Genomic DNA, 17,382 nt, shown 5'->3' on the forward strand with positions numbered 1-17,382 from the left:
GCCGTCAGCATCGACGGCTTGGAGATCATGCGATGCTTGGAGGAGTACCGGGGCGGCAAAACCATTGGTTTTCACCGCCCGGATGGAGGTAGCTTTATCGGTTGTAGACCATGGACATAAAGCGAGCCTGCTGGGCGGCTTCAGCCTTGAAAGTGCCGGTGAAGCTGGTCGTCAGCGTTGTCGAGCCCTGCTTCTGCACGCCGCGCATGGACATGCACATATGCTCGGCATCGATCATCACGGCTACGCCGCGTGGCTTGAGCTTGCTTTCGATGGCGTTTGCAATCTGCGCCGTCATCGTTTCCTGCGTCTGCAGGCGACGACCGAAGATTTCCACGACGCGGGCAATCTTGGAAAGGCCTAAAACACGACCTTCCGGCAGGTAGGCGACATGCGCCTTGCCGATGATCGGAACCATGTGGTGTTCGCAATGGGAATAGAAAGGAATGTCGCGCACGAGAATGATGTCGTCGTAACCGCCGACCTCTTCGAATGTCGTGCCCAGCACGTCGTTGGCATCCAGCGCATAGCCGCTGAACAATTCGCGATAAGATTTGGCAACGCGCTTTGGCGTGTCGAGCAGGCCTTCACGGTTGGGATTGTCTCCCGCCCAGCGTAGCAAAACGCGGACGGCTTCTTCAGCCTCAGCCTGCGTGGGGCGCACAGCGGTTACACCGTCCTGTGTGCCTGCACCGGGGAAATTCTTCACGATTGCATCCATCTTTTGATCTCCGATACGGTTCAAGGCCGCATCTGAATATGGGTTACGGCTCTATTGCTGACGCGCCGCGCGTGCTATCTGGTTGTTTTCAGGCAATTATGCAAGCCTGTCGTCATGAATTTGGCGTGCGAAAAATGGCCGCACCTTGATGACGCGGCTGTCTCATAACATATAAAGATGACAAGTGGCAGAAAAGTGCTGCCTTGGTTGACGCAGTGTTTGAAAAACCAATCCTGCCCACATGGATAATCACATGGACGATATCTACAGTAACCGCATCCTGGAGTTTGCAGGTAACATTCCGTTGACGGGAGCGATGCCGGATGCGGATGCCAGCGCGCAGAAACATTCCAAGCTCTGCGGCTCCAAGGTCAAGGTTTACGTCAAGCTTTCCGATGGTGTGGTTACGGATTTTTCCCATGAGGTCCGCGCCTGCGCGCTGGGGCAAGCCTCGTCCTCTATCATGGCCAACAACGTTGTCGGCGCAACCAGCGGCGAGTTGCGCCAAGCACGCGCCGACATGCTGGCCATGCTGACGGCAGGCGGCGAAGGCCCGGAAGGCCGCTTCGAGGACATGCGCGTCCTGAAACCCGTCAAGGACTACAAGGCACGCCACGCCTCCACCATGCTCACCTTCGATGCCATCTGCGACTGTCTCGACCAGATTGAGGCCGAGCAGCGCCTTCCGGCTTAAGCCGTGTGCAACGACCCGAACTGCCAGCACTCCGACAAGACGCCGAAAACCCGCAACTGGTCTGGCCCCTTTGCCAAAACGCCGGGACGTCTTCTCGGCATGGGCCTTATCCGCTTCTACCAACTCGCCTTTTCCGGCTTCGTCGGCAATTCCTGCCGCCACATTCCCACCTGTTCCGAATATGGATATGAGGCGTTCGCTCGCCATGGCTTCTGGGCTGGCGGATGGTTGACGCTATTTCGTGTCGCCCGCTGTGGACCGGGTGGCACCAGTGGGCTTGATCCAGTGGCGGAGAGACTGGAAGCACGGCAGAAGTGGTATTTGCCGTGGCGGTATTTTCGTTCTCATTCCGGCCAGCAATGAGCCTTTACCCATCCGGCGAACACGTTTAAATACCCGCCTCGGTCAATCACGATCGACCGACCGATTTTACATGAAAACCACCCGCATTCGTTGGCGGGACTGGACAGGAGAATTCTAATGTCAGACGCCGTTTCCCTTACATTTCCCGATGGCTCCGTTCGCCAGTATGCCCCCGGCACGACTGGACGCGATGTTGCCGAATCCATTTCCAAGTCGCTTGCAAAGAAAGCCGTCGCGATTGCGCTGGATGGCACTGTGCGCGACCTTTCAGACACCATCGTCGATGGCAAGATCGAGATCGTCACCCGTGATGACAAGCGTGCGCTTGAGCTGATCCGCCACGATGCAGCCCACGTTATGGCCGAAGCCGTGCAGGAACTATGGCCCGGCACGCAGGTCACCATCGGCCCCGTCATCGAAAACGGCTTCTACTACGACTTCTCCAAGAACGAGCCCTTCACGCCGGAAGATCTGCCGAAGATCGAAAAGAAGATGAAGGAAATCATCGGTCGGTCCAAGCCATTCACGCGCGAAATCTGGTCGCGTGAAAAAGCCAAGGAAGTGTTCGCCGCCAAAGGTGAGAACTACAAGGTCGAACTCGTGGATGCTATTCCCGAGGGGCAGGACCTCAAGATCTACTATCAGGGTGACTGGTTCGACCTTTGCCGTGGCCCGCATATGGCCAACACTGGACAGATCGGCACGGCTTTCAAGCTGATGAAGGTCGCCGGTGCCTATTGGCGTGGCGACAGCAACAACCCGATGCTGACCCGCATCTACGGCACCGCATGGGCCACGCAGGAAGAGCTGGACCAGTATCTCCATATTCTTGCCGAAGCCGAAAAGCGCGATCACCGTCGTTTGGGCCGCGAAATGGATCTGTTCCATTTTCAGGAAGAAGGTCCAGGCGTGGTCTTCTGGCACGGCAAGGGCTGGCGCATGTTCCAGACTTTGACCGCCTATATGCGCCGCAACCTTGAAGGCACCTATCAGGAAGTCAACGCGCCGCAGGTGCTGGATGCGTCCCTGTGGGAAACCTCGGGGCACTGGGGTTGGTACCAGGAAAACATGTTCGCCGTAAAATCGGCCTATGCCTTCACCCACCCGAAGGACGAGGAAGCGGATAACCGCGTCTTTGCGCTAAAGCCGATGAATTGCCCCGGCCACGTTCAAATCTTCAAACATGGGTTGAAGTCTTACCGCGAACTGCCTGTTCGCCTTGCGGAATTCGGAAATGTCCACCGTTACGAGGCGTCCGGCGCGCTGCACGGCCTCATGCGCGTTCGCGGCTTCACGCAGGACGACGCCCACGTTTTCTGCACGGAAGAGCAGATGGCGGCGGAATGCCTGCGCATCAACGATCTCATCCTGTCGGTCTACAAGGACTTCGGCTTCGAGGAAATCGTCGTCAAGCTTTCCACGCGCCCTGAAAAGCGGGTCGGTTCCGACGAGGTCTGGGATCGCGCCGAAAGCGTCATGACCGACGTTCTGAAATCCATCGAAGAGCAGTCCGGTGGGCGCATCAAGACCGACATTCTGCCGGGCGAGGGCGCGTTCTATGGTCCGAAATTCGAGTACACGCTGAAAGACGCCATCGGTCGTGAATGGCAGTGCGGCACCACGCAGGTGGATTTCAACCTGCCGGAACGCTTCGGTGCCTTCTACATCGATCAGGCGTCGGAAAAGCGCCAGCCGGTGATGATCCACCGCGCCATCTGCGGCTCGATGGAACGCTTCCTCGGCATTCTCATCGAGAACTTCGCCGGTCACATGCCGCTCTGGTTCGCACCTCAGCAGGTCGTCGTCGCCACGATCACGTCTGATGCGGATGATTACGGTCGTGAAGTTGCCGAAGCCCTGCGCGATGCGGGCCTTTCGGTTGAAACCGATTTCCGTAACGAGAAGATCAACTACAAGGTCCGCGAACACTCGGTCACCAAGGTCCCGGTCATCATCGTCTGCGGTAAGAAGGAAGCCGAAGAACGCACCGTCAACATCCGCCGCTTGGGTTCACAAGCCCAGACATCCTATGCACTCGACGAAGCGATTGCGAACCTCGTGGATGAAGCAACGCCGCCAGATGTGAAACGCAAGCGTGCGGCGAAGGCTGCCAAGGCGAAAGCTGCGTAACCCCTCGCGAGTTCGCGAAATCTTTCTGCTATGATCAGTCACCCTCGGAATGCATTCCGGGGGTGATTTTTTGATGGTCCGACACATTGCTTTGTATTACAATGAAATACAAATTTCCGGAGGATTGAATGACAAAGCAAGCTCTTTCCAATCCCATCACCTTACGTATTCCGCAGGAAGTGCTGGCAGAAATCGAAGCCATCGCCGAAACGACCGAGCGGTCCCGCAGTTGGATCATCGTTCGAGCACTCAAGACATATCTCATGAACGAGGGAGCCGATATTCTTGCTGTCAAGCAGGGGCGGCAAGAGATCGAAAATGGAGAATACGAAGATTTCGACGCTGTCATCGCGGAATTGAAGAGAACCGCATCTGAAAAGGCTGCTTGATGCGCGTCATCATTTCGCGTTCGGCTGCGGCATATTTGCGAAACGAGGTTCGATACCTGAAAAGCAGAAGTCCAGCCGCGGCAATACGCTTCACTGAAGCAGTCGCAGAGGCAAGGCGAAATCTCGAGATATTTCCAGATATCGGACAAGAAAATAACGATCTTCCTGTCGCCGGATGCAAGACTTGGGTTTTCGGTGATTATCTCATGGACTATATGCGAAAAGTCGATGTTATCGAGATCGTCGCTGTCCGCCATGGCCGGATGCGACCGTTGGTTCCCGATCAAGAACCGGATAGGGATTTTGAATAAGGGTCGCTGGAGTCATTCAAAATCGCCCGTCGTCTCTTCCGGGGCCTGGTCCTTCATCAGCACTTCCACATCTGAGTCGCTGCCGGCTTCCACCTTGAACGAGCGCTGGTAGACCTTGTCCTTGTTGCGGGCAATGGCCGTGTATTCGCCGTCGGCCAGCACCATGGTGGAGAAAGCGCTGACGCTTTCGTTGACGATGTCGCCAGAGCCTGTCAGCACCGACCACGCCGTATCGGCAATCGCTTCGCCGCCATGTTCCGATACCAGTTTCAGCGTCACCTGTGCGGCATGGTGCTGAAGCGTCGCCTCGGTCAGCTTGCCCGCTTCCACCTGAATATCGGCGCGGACCACGGCGTTGATGCCGCCATATTCGGATACGACGTGATACGTCCCGGCGTTCAGACGCACGATGGTGTTGGGCTTTACATCAGACATGACCAGACGGCGTTCGCCATCTTCCTGCGTATCGGATGAGTAGATCGAAAACTTCAGCTGGCCCGATGAAATGCGCTTGTCTGTCCCGGTCACGGCGTTCAGCACGAATCCGCCAGCGTCGAGAATCAGCACCTGCTTGTCGATCTTGCCACTGGAGGGAACGCTGACTTTCTTGGTCACGCCTGCACGGCCGAAGGAGACGTTGACGAAGTAATCGCCGGGAGACAGATGAAATTCCGCCGATCCGCCATCGGAGCTGGCCAGCATCGGCAGTTTGCCATCAGGGCCGGGCATGGGGCTGAAAACGCGCCACGCAAGTCCTTCCATCATGGGCTGACCGTCAGTGGTCAGTTTGGCTTCCATGGTGACATCGCGGGAGGTGGCATTTGCCGCATCGGGTGGGGCAGGCGCCGTGAAGGCATTGAGCTTGGGCATTTTCTGTGTGCCGCCAAGCTGCTTGAAGTCCTTGAACGCATCCTGCGAGAAAGCGCCACCCTGCGGCACGACGATCGAAACGATCGCCACACAAAGACCTGCCGCAATTTTGATGGATGTCATTACGCTCAACCGGATTGACTTCTTGTTTTTCTGGGACCACTTCAAACGCAATGCCGTGGCGATTTCAAGGCCCATGATTTGATATGTACGACAATGGAACGGTTCTGACATGAAAGACAATATCACACTTATCGATTATCTGAATGTTCGCCGGTCCACGCCGGCGCCGCAGCTGACGGAGCCCGGCCCTGATCGTGCCGAAATCGAGGAGATATTGCGGCTGACGGTTCGCGTGCCCGACCATGGCAAGATCGCCCCTTGGCGCTTCATCGTCTATCGTGGCGACGAGCTAAAACGTCTGGGCGAGGCCGCATTGAAGCGGGCGCTTGAAAAAACACCGGACCTCGGTGCCGATTACCAGGAAGTCGAGCGCACGCGCTTTACCCGTGCACCGGTCGTCATCGTAGTGGTCAGCACGGCTGCGCCGCATGTCAAAATTCCGGAATGGGAGCAGGTCATGTCCGCAGGTGCGGTCTGCCTCAACATGCTGTTTGCCGCCAATGCCAACGGCTTTGCCGCCAACTGGCTGACGGAATGGGTGTCTTATGACGAAGCTCTGTTCCCTGAGCTGGGCGTGAAAGCTGGCGAGAAGATTGCCGGTTTCATCTATATCGGCTCCACCACCTTTCCACCGGTAGAGCGTCCGCGCCCACAATTGTCGGATGTGGTGACGTGGGTGGGTGAAGCCTGATGTTTTACACCACAGACACAAACCAGCACGGCCTGTCTCACGATCCCTTCAAGGCCATTGTCGCGCCACGCCCCATCGGCTGGATCGGATCGAAGGGCAGGGATGGTTCACTCAATCTCGCGCCCTATTCCTTCTTCAATGCAGTGGCGGATGCGCCCAAGCTCATCATGTTTTCATCGAGCGGCCATAAGCACAGCGTGCGCAATGTCGAGGAAACCGGCGTATTCACCGCCAATCTAGTCAGCCGCAATCTGGTGGAGCAGATGAACGCGTCGTCTGCGCCGGTTGAGTATGGTGTGAATGAATTCGAGCTTGCCGGGCTCACGCCAAAGCAGGGCGAACTGGTCGATGCGCCCTATGTCGCGGAAGCCTATGCGGCGCTGGAATGCCGGGTTACGCAGATCATGCGCCCGGTCGATGTTAATGGCGTGGAGGCCGATTCTTGGATCGTCTTCGGGCAGGTGGTCGGCATCCATATTGACGAGGCGGTGATCGAGAATGGTCGTATCGACATGGCGCGTGCACGGCCCGTAGCCCGCATGGGTTACATGGATTACTGCGATGGCGGCGTGGACGTTTTTCAGATCAAGCGCCCGGGCTAATAAACTTCGCCTTTCCAGGCTGTTAAGATATATGGTGAACCAATCGTAAACCTTTTGCTCCTAGTGTCTGCTGTGTAGGGCAGGGTTTGGATTCGAATATCGATCGATCCTGTTCCAAACAGTCGAAATTGTCTGTTGTTGGGGCGCAGGGTGATCGTACAAGCATTTCTTCGTTGGTCGGAAAAAGCTGGATCGCGTGATCGTTCCAAAGCGGCCACCGTATTGGCCCAAGCCTATCTGCAATCGCGCCTGCCGCAGGATCGTTACGACAGCGCCTATGATGCGATGACCTACCTGTTGGACGATCCGTCGCCCAAGGTGCGACTCGCTCTGGCAGAGCAACTGGCCTATGCCACGGATGCGCCGCACGCCATCGTTTTTGCGCTGGCAGAAGACCAGCCCGAAATCGCCTGCCTCGTCATCATTCATTCGCCGGTGCTGCGTGAAACCGATCTGGTCGATCTGGCTGGCAATGGTACGTCCATGACACGGGCGATGATCGCCGCCCGCCCATATCTTCAGGCCGGCGCTTGTGCTGCTTTGGCCGAAGTGGGGGACGTGCTGGAACTGTCAATCCTTCTGGAAAACCACAGCGCCTGCATCACGCCCTTCACCCTGCGGCGCATTGCCGAACGCTATGTGGCCGATGCGGAGATTCGCGATCTCCTGTTGCAGCATGATAATCTGCCAGCCGATGTGCGTTACGCCATTGTCGGGCATATTGGTGCTGCGCTGGCGACCTGTGATCTCGTTTGCTACGCATTGCCACCGGCCCGTATCCAGAGCGTGATCCGCGATGCCTCGGACGCTGCGACCGTGATGATTGCCGGCGATGTCGCCGGTGAAGACATGCCTGTCATGGTCGAACATCTTCGCGAAAACTGCGGGCTCACGCCCGCCTTCCTGATGAACACGCTCTGCTCCGGCAAGCTCGATTTCTTTGCCGAATCGATCTCCAACCTGTCCGGTCTCGACAGCCATCGCGTTCGTTCGATTCTGGCAACGGGACGACATCATGCGCTGAAGGCCATGTTCCAGTCGACGGGCCTGTTCGGCGCTGTCCTGGATGTGTTCATGGAGGCGACGCTTCTGTGGCGCAACGCTGCCGACACACCCTATGCAAACCCAGCCACCGACCTGTCATCAGGCCTTTTGGCAAAGTTCGCGGATGTGGATGGTAATGCCACCCTGCGCGAATTGCTGCACATGGTCGAGAAGCTGCAGATGGTTCAACAGCGCAATCGCGCCCGCTCCCTCGCAAGCGATCTCGTGGCGCAAGCCGCGTAAAGCTTATTTCGCGAAACGCCGGGCGATCCAGGAATAGCTGTCTTCCACCATCCGGACCGGTTTGCCCAAGACTTCCTTGACACCTTCGGTGGACGGCAAGATTCTGCGCACGCGGGTGATGGCGCGCTCCGTCAACGTCTGCTCTTCCTGGGCTTCCAGTGCGTGCGATGTCGTGGTGGCTGCGTCCGGCGTCTGGCCTTCGGCCTTCGCTACGTCGTCCTTCGGGGCATCGGGTGTTTGGCATACGGCAACCACGACCGGATAGGACGCGTTGGCGAATTGACCAAGCTGTTTTTCCGATTCGGCATAGCAAAGCTCGATGCTCGTCCAGCGCTGCTGGAGGGTTGCGATGTGCTGGCAATCGGTGGCGCTATCGTCGCAGCCGAGAATGGTCATCAAAACAAGCGCTGTTCTCATTGTCGCTCTGTTGCCTCTGGAACGGGAATTATCTTACAAACAGGAATGATCTCGCGGAATTGCAGTCTTATTGCGACGTGACGTTTCACATCCACAAAAATAAACGGGAATACGCATGCCAGTTGCCATCACCTTAGAAAGCCCCCGCCAACCGGAGATCGTTCGCCTTCTGGAAATGTCTGACGCTTATGCAGCGTCTCTTTATCCGCCAGAAAGCAATCATCTGGTCGATATCGCCACTTTGGAAAAGCCCAACGTCTCTTTCTTCGCGGCGCGTAATGACGGCGAGATCGTCGGCTGCTGCGCTCTTGTTGAGGCGGGCGATGGCACGGCGGAAATCAAGCGGATGTTTGTTGACCCGCAGGCGCGTGGTCTGAAGATTGGCAAGCTGATGCTGGATGCGCTGGTGGAGCTTGGACGCCAGCGCGGTGTGACGGCCATTCGTTTGGAAACCGGCATCAGCCAGCCGGAAGCCATTGGCCTATACCACAAGGCGGGTTTCGTGGATATCGAACCGTTTCCGCCCTATAAGCCTGATCCGCTCAGCCTCTTCATGGAGCTGAAGCTCTGATCTAGGACGCCGTCTTTCGCAGCGGTGGCGCGTGATCGATGTCCGGGCCGGGTGGGATGATCTCCTCCTCGATGGCCGCGAGCTCGACCTCACGCACCCATTCGCGCCACACGGCAACCAGCAGAGCCATCAGAACCGGGCCGATGAACAGGCCAAGAAAGCCCATGGTCTTCACACCGCCGACCAGACCGAAGAAGGTGGGCAGGAACGGCAGCTTGATGGGGCCGCCAACGAGGCGAGGGCGGATGGTCTTGTCGACGATGAAGAGTTCTATCGAGCCCCAGGCCAGAAGTGCGATGCCTGCCGTGAGCGAGCCGCTGGCCATGAGATAGACCGAGACGAGCGTGAACGACAACGGCGCACCACCGGGAATGAGCGCCATGACGCCTGTCAGCACCCCGAGCGTGACGGGCGAGGGGACGCCTGCGATCCAGTAGGCCACACCCAAAATAATACCTTCGCCGATAGCGATCAGCGTCATGCCTGTTACGGTGGAACTGATGGTGGCGGGCACGACGCGGGAGATACGCTCCCAGCGGGTCGGCAGAATGCGCTCTCCAATCAGATCGATCTGGGCTGCAAAGCTGACACCGTTGCGGTAGACGAAAAACAGCGCGATCAGCATGAACAGCAGCGTCAGAATCAGGTGGAAGGCGCCATTACCGGCAGCCACGATGGCGCGGTAGATATTGCCGATATTGGCACCACTGACCAATTGAATGACTTCGCCAATGGCGCCGGGGGTGCCGACATAGCGGACCCACTGTTCGCTCATCCACACGCCGACGCCGGGCAAAGCCGCAATCCACGCGGGTACGGGAGCACCCACCTTGTTGACCTCGACCGCCCAGCCGAACCACTCGCGGATTTCGCTGGCCGTGTAGGAGGCAGCGATGAAAATCGGCACGATCAGGAAGGTGATGATGAGAAGCAGCGCGATGGTGGCACCGACGGAGGTGTTGCCTCCCACGCGGCGCAACAATTCGCGGTAGACGGGCCAACTGGCAAAACCGATGACGAGTGCTGCCAGCACGGGGACGAGAAAGCCATAAAAGAAATAGATACCGGCAGCGACAATGAGGACCAAAAGCCAGCGCGCGGCTGAGATGGACGGCACAAGAGCGGTGCGCCCATGCGCCGCGGGACCAAACCAGCGGGGTTCTAAAGGCTTTCTCGGCGTGTCAATTTTGCTCAAAATCGCGTCTCTTTCGCTTCCCCGAACGGATCACCGTCTGTCATCATTAAACGGACAGACCACGTCATAGTCCATCATCATTTCGTTTTTATAGTGTTGCTACGCCTTATTGGACGATTTTGGTAAAAATAACGCAACCCACCTTGGTCTTGTTACCTAAATGTGAGAGTTGGAGGCCAAATTACAATCGCAGCGGCTTATCGATGCCGCCATGGACACAAGCCATGCTTCGTCGTTTCTTCTCCTATTACCGCCCCTATCGCGGGCTGTTCATCATGGACTTTTCCTGCGCCGTGTTGTCAGGCGTTCTGGAACTTGGGTTTCCGATGGCGGTGAAGGCGTTCGTGGATGTGCTTTTGCCCGCAGGTGACTGGCGCCTTATCGTGCTCGCCTCCATCGCCCTTCTGGTGATCTACGTCATGAACACCGGGCTGATGGCCATCGTCACCTATTGGGGGCATATGCTGGGCATCAATATCGAAACCGATATGCGCCGCCGTGCCTTTGATCATCTTCAGAAACTCTCTTTCGGCTTTTTCGACAACCAGAAAACCGGTCATCTGGTCGGGCGGCTGACGAAGGACCTCGAGGAAATCGGGGAAGTGGCGCATCACGGGCCGGAAGACCTCTTCATTGCCATCATGACCTTCCTCGGCGCGTTCCTGTTGATGATGTCCGTCAACGTGCCGCTGGCGCTGGTTACCGCTGCGGTCGTGCCTGTCACTGCCTGGGTGACGAGCCGTTATGGTAGTCGCATGACCAACAATTTCCGCGCGCTCTATGGCCGCGTCGGTGCGTTCAATGCCCGCATCGAGGAAAATGTCGGCGGCATGCGTGTGGTTCAGGCCTTTGCCAATGAGGACCATGAGCGGGCGCTGTTCGAGGCCGATAACCAGCGGTACCGCCAGACCAAGCTCAGCGCCTACAAGATCATGGCGGCCAGCACATCGCTGAGTTACATGAGCATGCGCCTGACGCAGATGATCATCATGATCTGCGGCGCCTGGTTCGTGCTGACGGGTGATCTGACCAATGGCGGCTTCGTCGGCTTCCTGCTGCTGGTCAACGTGTTCTTTCGCCCGGTGGAAAAAATCAATTCCGTTATCGAGACCTACCCGAAGGGCATTGCAGGCTTTCGGCGCTTTACCGAGCTGATCGATACCGCGCCCGATATCGCCGATGCGCCTGACGCCATCGAGGCACCGGCTCTGCGCGGCGAGATTGCTTATAGCAATGTCAGCTTCGGTTATAGCGACGGCAAGCAGGTGCTGCGCAACATCGACATGACCATCCGCGCTGGCGAAACCGTGGCCTTTGTCGGCCCATCCGGTGCCGGCAAGACGACGCTGTGCTCGCTGCTGCCGCGGTTTTACGAGGTGACCGGCGGTGCGATCAGCATCGATGGCATCGATATCCGCAAGATGACCCTGTCGTCACTGCGCAGCCAGATCGGCATCGTGCAGCAGGACGTGTTCCTGTTCGGCGGCACCATTCGCGAGAACATCGAATATGGGCGCTTGGGTGCCAGTGACGCGGACATCTGGGATGCGGCGCGGCGTGCGCGTCTGGATGGCGTGATCAACGACATGCCCGAGGGCATGGAGACGGTCATCGGCGAGCGTGGCGTGAAGCTTTCGGGCGGGCAGAAACAGCGCATGTCGATTGCGCGCATGTTCCTGAAAAATCCGCCCATCCTCATTCTGGACGAAGCGACATCGGCCCTCGACACCGAGACGGAACGCGCCATTCAGGCGTCGCTCAGCGAGTTGGCTGCGGGCCGCACGACGCTGGTCATCGCCCACCGGCTGGCCACGATCCGCGATGCGACGCGCATCGTGGTGGTGGATGAGAGCGGCATCGTCGAAACCGGCAATCACCAGGAGCTGCTTCAGTCGAAAGGTCCCTATAGCCGCCTTTACGACGCCCAGTTCGGCGCGCAACTTCTGGTCTGACGTATCAAGATTGTGGCTGGACTGGCGCTTCGATGCCGGGGTTCGGCTCCGGCTTGCCCGGATGCGAGCTGACGAGGTAGGTGACGGCGACACCGCCTGCCGCCACGATCAGCCCGACAATGACGATCATGGTTGGAATCCATGGTTTGGACTTGCGGCGAGACCACACGAAGCGTCGCCCCTTCAGCGGGTTCTTGTTTTTGTATTCCGGTCCCAGATTATCCGTGTCGGCCATGGTTCCCTCCGATGTCGTTGTCTCTCTCTTAAAGCCAACGCGTGAGGGTGTGAGAAGTTCAATCACCGAACGGCTTGGCCGCTTGCAGACTTGCCGAGGTGGCGTTGCCGGGCCATGGTGCGCTGAAAGCCGAGCGATTTGCCTTGAGGGAGGACAGAGTTGATTTCCAATCCGCGTGCGTTTCTGGAGGCGCTGTTTTTCGCTGCGGTGAAGGCGGCCGACCCTTACGAGGCAATCCTTCGCCATCTGCCGTCGCCGCCCAAGGGGCGCACCGTCGTTATCGGTGCGGGCAAGGCGGCAAGCCAGATGGCGCAGGCTTTCGAGCGCGCCTGGCCACACCCATTCGACGGGCTGGTGGTGGCGCGCCACGGGCCGGTGGCGCAGTGCCAGCGCACCAGAATTCTGCAATCCGCCCACCCGGTGCCGGACGCGGCGGGGCTTGCGGCGGGGCAGGCGCTGATGGCGCATGTTAGCGGGCTGACAGCAGATGATCTCGTCATCGCGCTGGTGTCCGGCGGCGGCTCCGCGCTTTTGCCTGCACCGCCTGATGGTTTTGCGTTGGCCGACGAAATCGCGCTCAATGAAGCGCTGCTGGCCTCCGGCGCGCCGATTTCGGCGATGAATGTGGTGCGCAAGCATTTCTCACGCATCAAGGGCGGCAGGCTGGCGGCGCTGGCGCATCCGGCCCGCGTCATCAGCCTCGTGGTCTCCGACGTGCCCGGCGATAACCCCGCCTTTGTCGCCTCCGGCCCGACCGTGCCGGATGCAGGCAATGCGCAGGACGCATTGCGGGCCATCCGCGATTACCGCATCGATCTGCCACAGCGCATCATCGAGAGCATCTGCACGGCCGTGGCGTCAAAGCCGGATGACGCGGTTTTTGCCCACAACGAAGTCCACGTCATCGCCTCGGCGCGTGTCTCTCTGGAAGCGGCCGCCGCACTTGCCCGCAGCCACGGGGTGCATCCGCTGATCCTCTCTGACAGCATCGAAGGTGAGGCGCGGGACATTGGCCGCATGCATGCCGCGCTGGCGCGGGAGTTTGCGGCCAGCACCGCCTTCGACAGGCCGATGGTGCTGCTGTCGGGTGGCGAGACCACTGTGACCATCGGCAGCGGGCGTTACGGCAAGGGTGGCCGCAACAGCGAATTCCTGCTGTCTGCCGCGCTCGACCTGCAAGGCGTTTTCGGGGTCACGGCGCTGGCGGCGGATACGGATGGCATCGACGGTTCGGAAAACAATGCGGGTGCCTTTGCCGATGGCGACAGCGTGACCCGCATTCGCGCGGCTGGCGGCGATGCGCAGGCGCTGCTTTCGGGACATGATGCCTGGTCTGCCTTCGATCTGGCGGGCGATCTGTTCGTGCCGGGGCCGACGGGGACGAATGTGAATGACTTCAGGGCGTTTTTGTTGGGGTGACGTTTGGGGCAGGTGGGTCGCTCGGGGGGCAGGCGGCGTACACTGACCTTTCGGGCTGCTACGTTGCACCCTGTGTCCGGCCTCTTACTCCGCCTCTCGAAGGCTCGGGCCGCCACACCCACCAACCTCATGCTGAGGTGCTTTGGCCGAAGGACAAAGCCTCGAAGCATCCGCCGCGTGCTCTGCCCCAAGCCCGCAACCCTCGCCCTTCGAGGGTCGCTTCGCTCCCGCCTCAGGATGAGAGTCGCTCCGTTGCGGCCGATGTTCAGCGTCTGACTGTGCACTCTCGAAGCCTGGGGCCGCCACACCCACCAACCTCATGCTGAGGTGCTTTGGCCGAAGGCAAAGCATCGAAGCATCCGCCGCGCACTCTGCCCCAAGCCCGAAACCCTCGTCCTTCGAGGGTCGCTTCGCTCCCGCCTCAGGATGAGGGTTGCCCAGTTGCGCCTGATGTTCAGCGTCTGACTGTGCATTCTCGAAGCTTGGAGCTGCCACACCCACCGCCCTCATGCTGAGGTGCTTTGGCCGAAGGACAAAGCCTCGAAGCATCCGCCGCATGCTCTGCCCTAAGCCCGCAACCCTCGTCCTTCGAGGGCCGCTTCGATCCCACCTCAGGATGAGGGTTGCTGCCGCTGCGGCCGATGTTCAGCGTCTGACTGTGCACTCTCGAAGCCTAGGGCTGCGACATCCGCCGCCCTCGTGCTGAGGTGGTGCGCGGCACTCTCGAAGCATCCAGCCACACCTTCCAAATCCAATCCTATCAAAAATCCCGGCCATCTCTTGCGCAAGCTTCGCCGTTCACGCGGCAGCATCTGCCCGTGGCTTGGTTATTCTCAGGGTCCATCGCCGGTTTCGGCCATGGTATTCGGACGGGGCGCTGCAAGCTGCCTCGTTGGGTAGTTTAAGAATGGCACCTTTCAGCGCCCCGTTCGGCGGTTGTTGCCCGCCAGCGATCCCTTTGCCACGGCTGGCATGTCCCGGATGGCGAAGGGCGAGCCTTGCCGGAAAGCCGGTCGGACGTTTTCAAGGTCCGACCCTTCCCATCCGGGCGGCAATCTTGCGTTTCCGCAACATCGCCTGCCAGTTCGGCCGCATCCGTCCGCACCATCTCTGGTGCGCAGCAGATGCAGCGTGTTCCTGTGTACCGCCTGACTTTCGCTTCAATCCCCGTAGTCGCGTTCGACCAGAGGACGATGAGCTGTCGGTACACCGGCGGCTGGCGAAACGGAGCGGCGTTACCTGGGTCTCGAATCCGGGTAGGGTATTCGAGGCAGGCACGCCGATCCGGTTCGAACATCGGAAGAGCAACACCAGCCGGTCCGAAACCGGTGCCGCTCTCCACCCGTTGCCGCCGGGGGATTCGCTGTCGGACCCCGGCGATGAAGGGTTGCGTACCCCTTCACCACCAGCGCCGGTTCTGCCTCGCCGCAACGCCTTGCGGTGTATCCGAGGGCGGAACGGGACAATTGTGCGGGTGATTCGCGCGCCGTGGAGAAAACTGCGGAGGATTTTTTGATGTTTTTGCGGGTTTTTGGGTAAGGTATTGATTTGGTTGGGAAGTATTTTTGTTATTGAGGTTTTGGGGTTTGGTTTACCCCCTCGTTAAGTTGGATAGACAAGACGTCGAAGCGCACCTGAAGCAATTTTAGATACCGCTGCCTCAGTTCGGCCGAGCCGGCGTGCGGCCATTAGCCGTTCGGGATATTGTGGCTGACGGTAGCTACATGGCAAAACGTCATATTGTTCAAATGCCCGACTAGACCTCTTGACAGCAATGGATCATAGGCCGTGTTCAGCTTCCTAGGCTTGCCAAGAAATAGGCGATGTCGGACCGGCTCGACAGCCTATATTTTTGGTTGAGATGTTGATCGTAGAACCACTGGTGCCCATCAAAGGAGTTCAGATGGTTCTTTCGGAGGCGGTAAGCACGAGTGTATTCCAACAGTTCTTCGAATTGCTCTGGCGTTCCTCCACCGGTTTGCCCCCGTTGCACCAAGTTCGAAATACATTCGTCGTCGGCAAGATCGAGCCAAATCAATGTTGTCACGCGGGGAAGGACCTGCTTGAGAACTGAACCGTATATACCCTCCATGATCCACGAGGTGGCGTCTGCCGCTTCGGCTACGAGCCGATCACGCTCATCGCGTGGACGCTCTCCTGCAAAGTTTGGTAACCAGTGCAGATCATCTAGGTGGGTGATCCGATACCGATGTTTGGCCGCCAACTCTGTAGCCAGCCACGACTTTCCGCTTCCGCAATTGCCTATGATGAAAATTCGGTCCATCGAGCTTTCTCCCGTCAAGGGCTTGGTCGTCAATCCTGCTATTATGTCTGGGAATACTTTGGCCGGCGATTATGGTGATGTTCCAGTTTGGGCCGACCCCGACATCAAGTCGTCGCGAATATCCCAATTAAAGCGACACTTGTTTTTCTGACTTTTACGACGTCGCGGAATAAGGAGTTTTGTGGCAGCCACAATGTCCGCTGTTTAGCGCACTGCGTACATGCCTAAAGTAGCCCGGATATTGCGTCCCAAGCAATCTGTCCGAGTCTTGCATCTGCTTCATCGGTGCCACCATGAGCGTGAAGCTTCGACCGAGCGGTCACCTCACCTGGAAGCAAAATACGATGCCCTGCATATTGCTCGAAAATCATTTCAACTGACAGACCGTAGGCTCGGCGAGTTTGGACAAGCTCCTGCGCAAACTTGTCGGATGGCCATAGTGCATCATCACCTCCTGCCACGAGGACGAGATCAGCACAGGTTTTTTCTATAGGGATACGGGCTCGTTTATTCACTTCAATGTCATTGGCGAGACATGTCTCAAAAAACGACCGGTAAGAAACGAGGTCGTCACGATACACTTTTTGCCAGTTTAGATCGGCAGGGATAAATTCGAGTGGGACGCCGTCGAGTGACCAAGACGACCTTTCCGGCCAATCAGTACCGTCGAGTCCGGACCCGATATTTCCCCAAACTACGGATGTCGGACTTAAAGCGATGACCACGTTCACACGTCTATCGATGGTCGATGCAAGCAGCGCGGCTTCCGCACCCTTCGATGTCCCGACGAACACTATGCGTCGACATCCTCTTGATACCAAAAAGTCGACGGCATCTATGAAGGTCTTAATGGGAATTTCACAAATTCCGGGCGATTGATCGACGCCACCAAACCACTGAAGAGCAAGCGCATGTGCTCCAGCCTCCGCAAACAAATTCGCCCTGAGCGTATCGACTCGTCCGCTGGAACCACTGAGAACAACGACCCCTGTGCTGGCCGTGTTGTGGCATTTGGAGAAAGTACCCCGTATGTTGCCGCATAGTTGTTCTATATCGTAGTCAGCCATCGGCAGACCTCTTACACCGGTGCTAACTGCATGATAAATTTCACCAAGCTCTAACATAAAA

Annotated in this window: 18 protein-coding genes; 11 read left to right on the plus strand and 7 right to left on the minus strand. The window is 58.2% G+C overall.

What is annotated here, in order from left to right:
- Nucleotides 1-94: 94 nt before the first annotated feature.
- Nucleotides 95-721, minus strand: coding sequence for a GTP cyclohydrolase I FolE (folE, locus tag RRU01S_RS04480; RefSeq protein ID WP_045229057.1), 627 nt, complete (start codon nucleotides 719-721; stop codon nucleotides 95-97).
- A gap of 253 nt (nucleotides 722-974) precedes the next feature.
- Here folE and RRU01S_RS04485 point away from each other — a divergent pair, with 253 nt between their 5' ends.
- The 5 genes from RRU01S_RS04485 to RRU01S_RS04505 all read left to right on the plus strand — a co-directional run bounded on the left by RRU01S_RS04485 (nucleotide 975) and on the right by RRU01S_RS04505 (nucleotide 4,608).
- Nucleotides 975-1,415 (plus strand): iron-sulfur cluster assembly scaffold protein, encoded by a 441-nt coding sequence (locus RRU01S_RS04485; RefSeq protein ID WP_045229085.1) that lies wholly within the window; start codon nucleotides 975-977, stop codon nucleotides 1,413-1,415.
- A 3-nt stretch (nucleotides 1,416-1,418) separates the two neighbouring features.
- Nucleotides 1,419-1,778, plus strand: coding sequence for a membrane protein insertion efficiency factor YidD (gene yidD / locus RRU01S_RS04490; RefSeq protein ID WP_045229058.1), 360 nt, complete (start codon nucleotides 1,419-1,421; stop codon nucleotides 1,776-1,778).
- Nucleotides 1,779-1,895: 117 nt separating this feature from the next.
- Complete coding sequence (gene thrS, locus RRU01S_RS04495) at nucleotides 1,896-3,908, plus strand: threonine--tRNA ligase (RefSeq protein WP_045229059.1); 2,013 nt, start codon at nucleotides 1,896-1,898, stop codon at nucleotides 3,906-3,908.
- 128 nt (nucleotides 3,909-4,036) lie between these two features.
- Complete coding sequence (locus RRU01S_RS04500) at nucleotides 4,037-4,297, plus strand: CopG family ribbon-helix-helix protein (RefSeq protein ID WP_045229060.1); 261 nt, start codon at nucleotides 4,037-4,039, stop codon at nucleotides 4,295-4,297.
- Entirely contained in the window at nucleotides 4,297-4,608 is a 312-nt protein-coding gene (locus RRU01S_RS04505) for a type II toxin-antitoxin system RelE/ParE family toxin (protein ID WP_045229061.1), read from the plus strand. Before RRU01S_RS04500 ends, RRU01S_RS04505 begins: the two co-directional genes overlap by 1 nt.
- Nucleotides 4,609-4,620: 12 nt before the next feature.
- Here RRU01S_RS04505 and RRU01S_RS04510 read toward each other — a convergent pair whose 3' ends face one another.
- The gene (locus tag RRU01S_RS04510) at nucleotides 4,621-5,601 is read right to left on the minus strand and encodes an RgsD C-terminal domain-containing protein (RefSeq protein ID WP_045229086.1); all 981 of its coding nucleotides are present in this window, start codon (nucleotides 5,599-5,601) and stop codon (nucleotides 4,621-4,623) included.
- Between the two features lie 109 nt (nucleotides 5,602-5,710).
- On the opposite strand from RRU01S_RS04510, the gene RRU01S_RS04515 reads away from it, so the two are divergent.
- From RRU01S_RS04515 to RRU01S_RS04525, 3 genes are all read left to right on the plus strand, one after another.
- Nucleotides 5,711-6,292 (plus strand): nitroreductase family protein, encoded by a 582-nt coding sequence (locus tag RRU01S_RS04515; protein WP_045229062.1) that lies wholly within the window; start codon nucleotides 5,711-5,713, stop codon nucleotides 6,290-6,292.
- A complete protein-coding gene (locus tag RRU01S_RS04520) occupies nucleotides 6,292-6,894 on the plus strand; it encodes a flavin reductase family protein (RefSeq protein WP_045229063.1) in 603 nt (200 codons plus the stop codon). Before RRU01S_RS04515 ends, RRU01S_RS04520 begins: the two co-directional genes overlap by 1 nt.
- 132 nt (nucleotides 6,895-7,026) lie before the next feature.
- On the plus strand, nucleotides 7,027-8,181 hold the full coding sequence (locus tag RRU01S_RS04525; RefSeq protein ID WP_052815954.1) for a DUF2336 domain-containing protein: 1,155 nt from the start codon (nucleotides 7,027-7,029) through the stop codon (nucleotides 8,179-8,181).
- Nucleotides 8,182-8,184: 3 nt separating this feature from the next.
- Here the strand turns inward: RRU01S_RS04525 and RRU01S_RS04530 are convergent, their stop codons facing one another.
- Entirely contained in the window at nucleotides 8,185-8,598 is a 414-nt protein-coding gene (locus RRU01S_RS04530) for a hypothetical protein (RefSeq protein WP_045229065.1), read from the minus strand.
- Between the two features lie 115 nt (nucleotides 8,599-8,713).
- On the opposite strand from RRU01S_RS04530, the gene RRU01S_RS04535 reads away from it, so the two are divergent.
- The gene (locus RRU01S_RS04535) at nucleotides 8,714-9,169 is read left to right on the plus strand and encodes a GNAT family N-acetyltransferase (RefSeq protein ID WP_045229066.1); all 456 of its coding nucleotides are present in this window, start codon (nucleotides 8,714-8,716) and stop codon (nucleotides 9,167-9,169) included.
- A 1-nt stretch (nucleotide 9,170) separates the two neighbouring features.
- On the opposite strand, the gene RRU01S_RS04540 is transcribed toward RRU01S_RS04535, so the two are convergent.
- The gene (locus RRU01S_RS04540) at nucleotides 9,171-10,364 is read right to left on the minus strand and encodes an AI-2E family transporter (RefSeq protein ID WP_045229067.1); all 1,194 of its coding nucleotides are present in this window, start codon (nucleotides 10,362-10,364) and stop codon (nucleotides 9,171-9,173) included.
- Nucleotides 10,365-10,588: 224 nt separating this feature from the next.
- On the opposite strand from RRU01S_RS04540, the gene RRU01S_RS04545 reads away from it, so the two are divergent.
- Nucleotides 10,589-12,316, plus strand: coding sequence for an ABC transporter ATP-binding protein (locus RRU01S_RS04545; protein ID WP_045229068.1), 1,728 nt, complete (start codon nucleotides 10,589-10,591; stop codon nucleotides 12,314-12,316).
- A gap of 4 nt (nucleotides 12,317-12,320) precedes the next feature.
- On the opposite strand, the gene RRU01S_RS04550 is transcribed toward RRU01S_RS04545, so the two are convergent.
- A complete protein-coding gene (locus RRU01S_RS04550) occupies nucleotides 12,321-12,551 on the minus strand; it encodes a hypothetical protein (RefSeq protein ID WP_045229069.1) in 231 nt (76 codons plus the stop codon).
- Nucleotides 12,552-12,710: 159 nt separating this feature from the next.
- On the opposite strand from RRU01S_RS04550, the gene RRU01S_RS04555 reads away from it, so the two are divergent.
- On the plus strand, nucleotides 12,711-13,970 hold the full coding sequence (locus RRU01S_RS04555; RefSeq protein WP_045229070.1) for a glycerate kinase type-2 family protein: 1,260 nt from the start codon (nucleotides 12,711-12,713) through the stop codon (nucleotides 13,968-13,970).
- A gap of 1,792 nt (nucleotides 13,971-15,762) precedes the next feature.
- Here the strand turns inward: RRU01S_RS04555 and RRU01S_RS04565 are convergent.
- Both RRU01S_RS04565 and RRU01S_RS04570 read right to left on the minus strand, forming a co-directional pair.
- A complete protein-coding gene (locus RRU01S_RS04565; protein ID WP_045229072.1) occupies nucleotides 15,763-16,254 on the minus strand; it encodes a P-loop NTPase family protein in 492 nt (163 codons plus the stop codon).
- 224 nt (nucleotides 16,255-16,478) lie between these two features.
- Nucleotides 16,479-17,378 (minus strand): acyl-CoA thioester hydrolase/BAAT C-terminal domain-containing protein, encoded by a 900-nt coding sequence (locus RRU01S_RS04570; RefSeq protein WP_244446069.1) that lies wholly within the window; start codon nucleotides 17,376-17,378, stop codon nucleotides 16,479-16,481.
- Nucleotides 17,379-17,382: the final 4 nt, after the last annotated feature.

This window comes from Agrobacterium rubi TR3 = NBRC 13261, assembly GCF_000739935.1.
Classification (GTDB): Bacteria; Pseudomonadota; Alphaproteobacteria; order Rhizobiales; family Rhizobiaceae; genus Agrobacterium; species Agrobacterium rubi.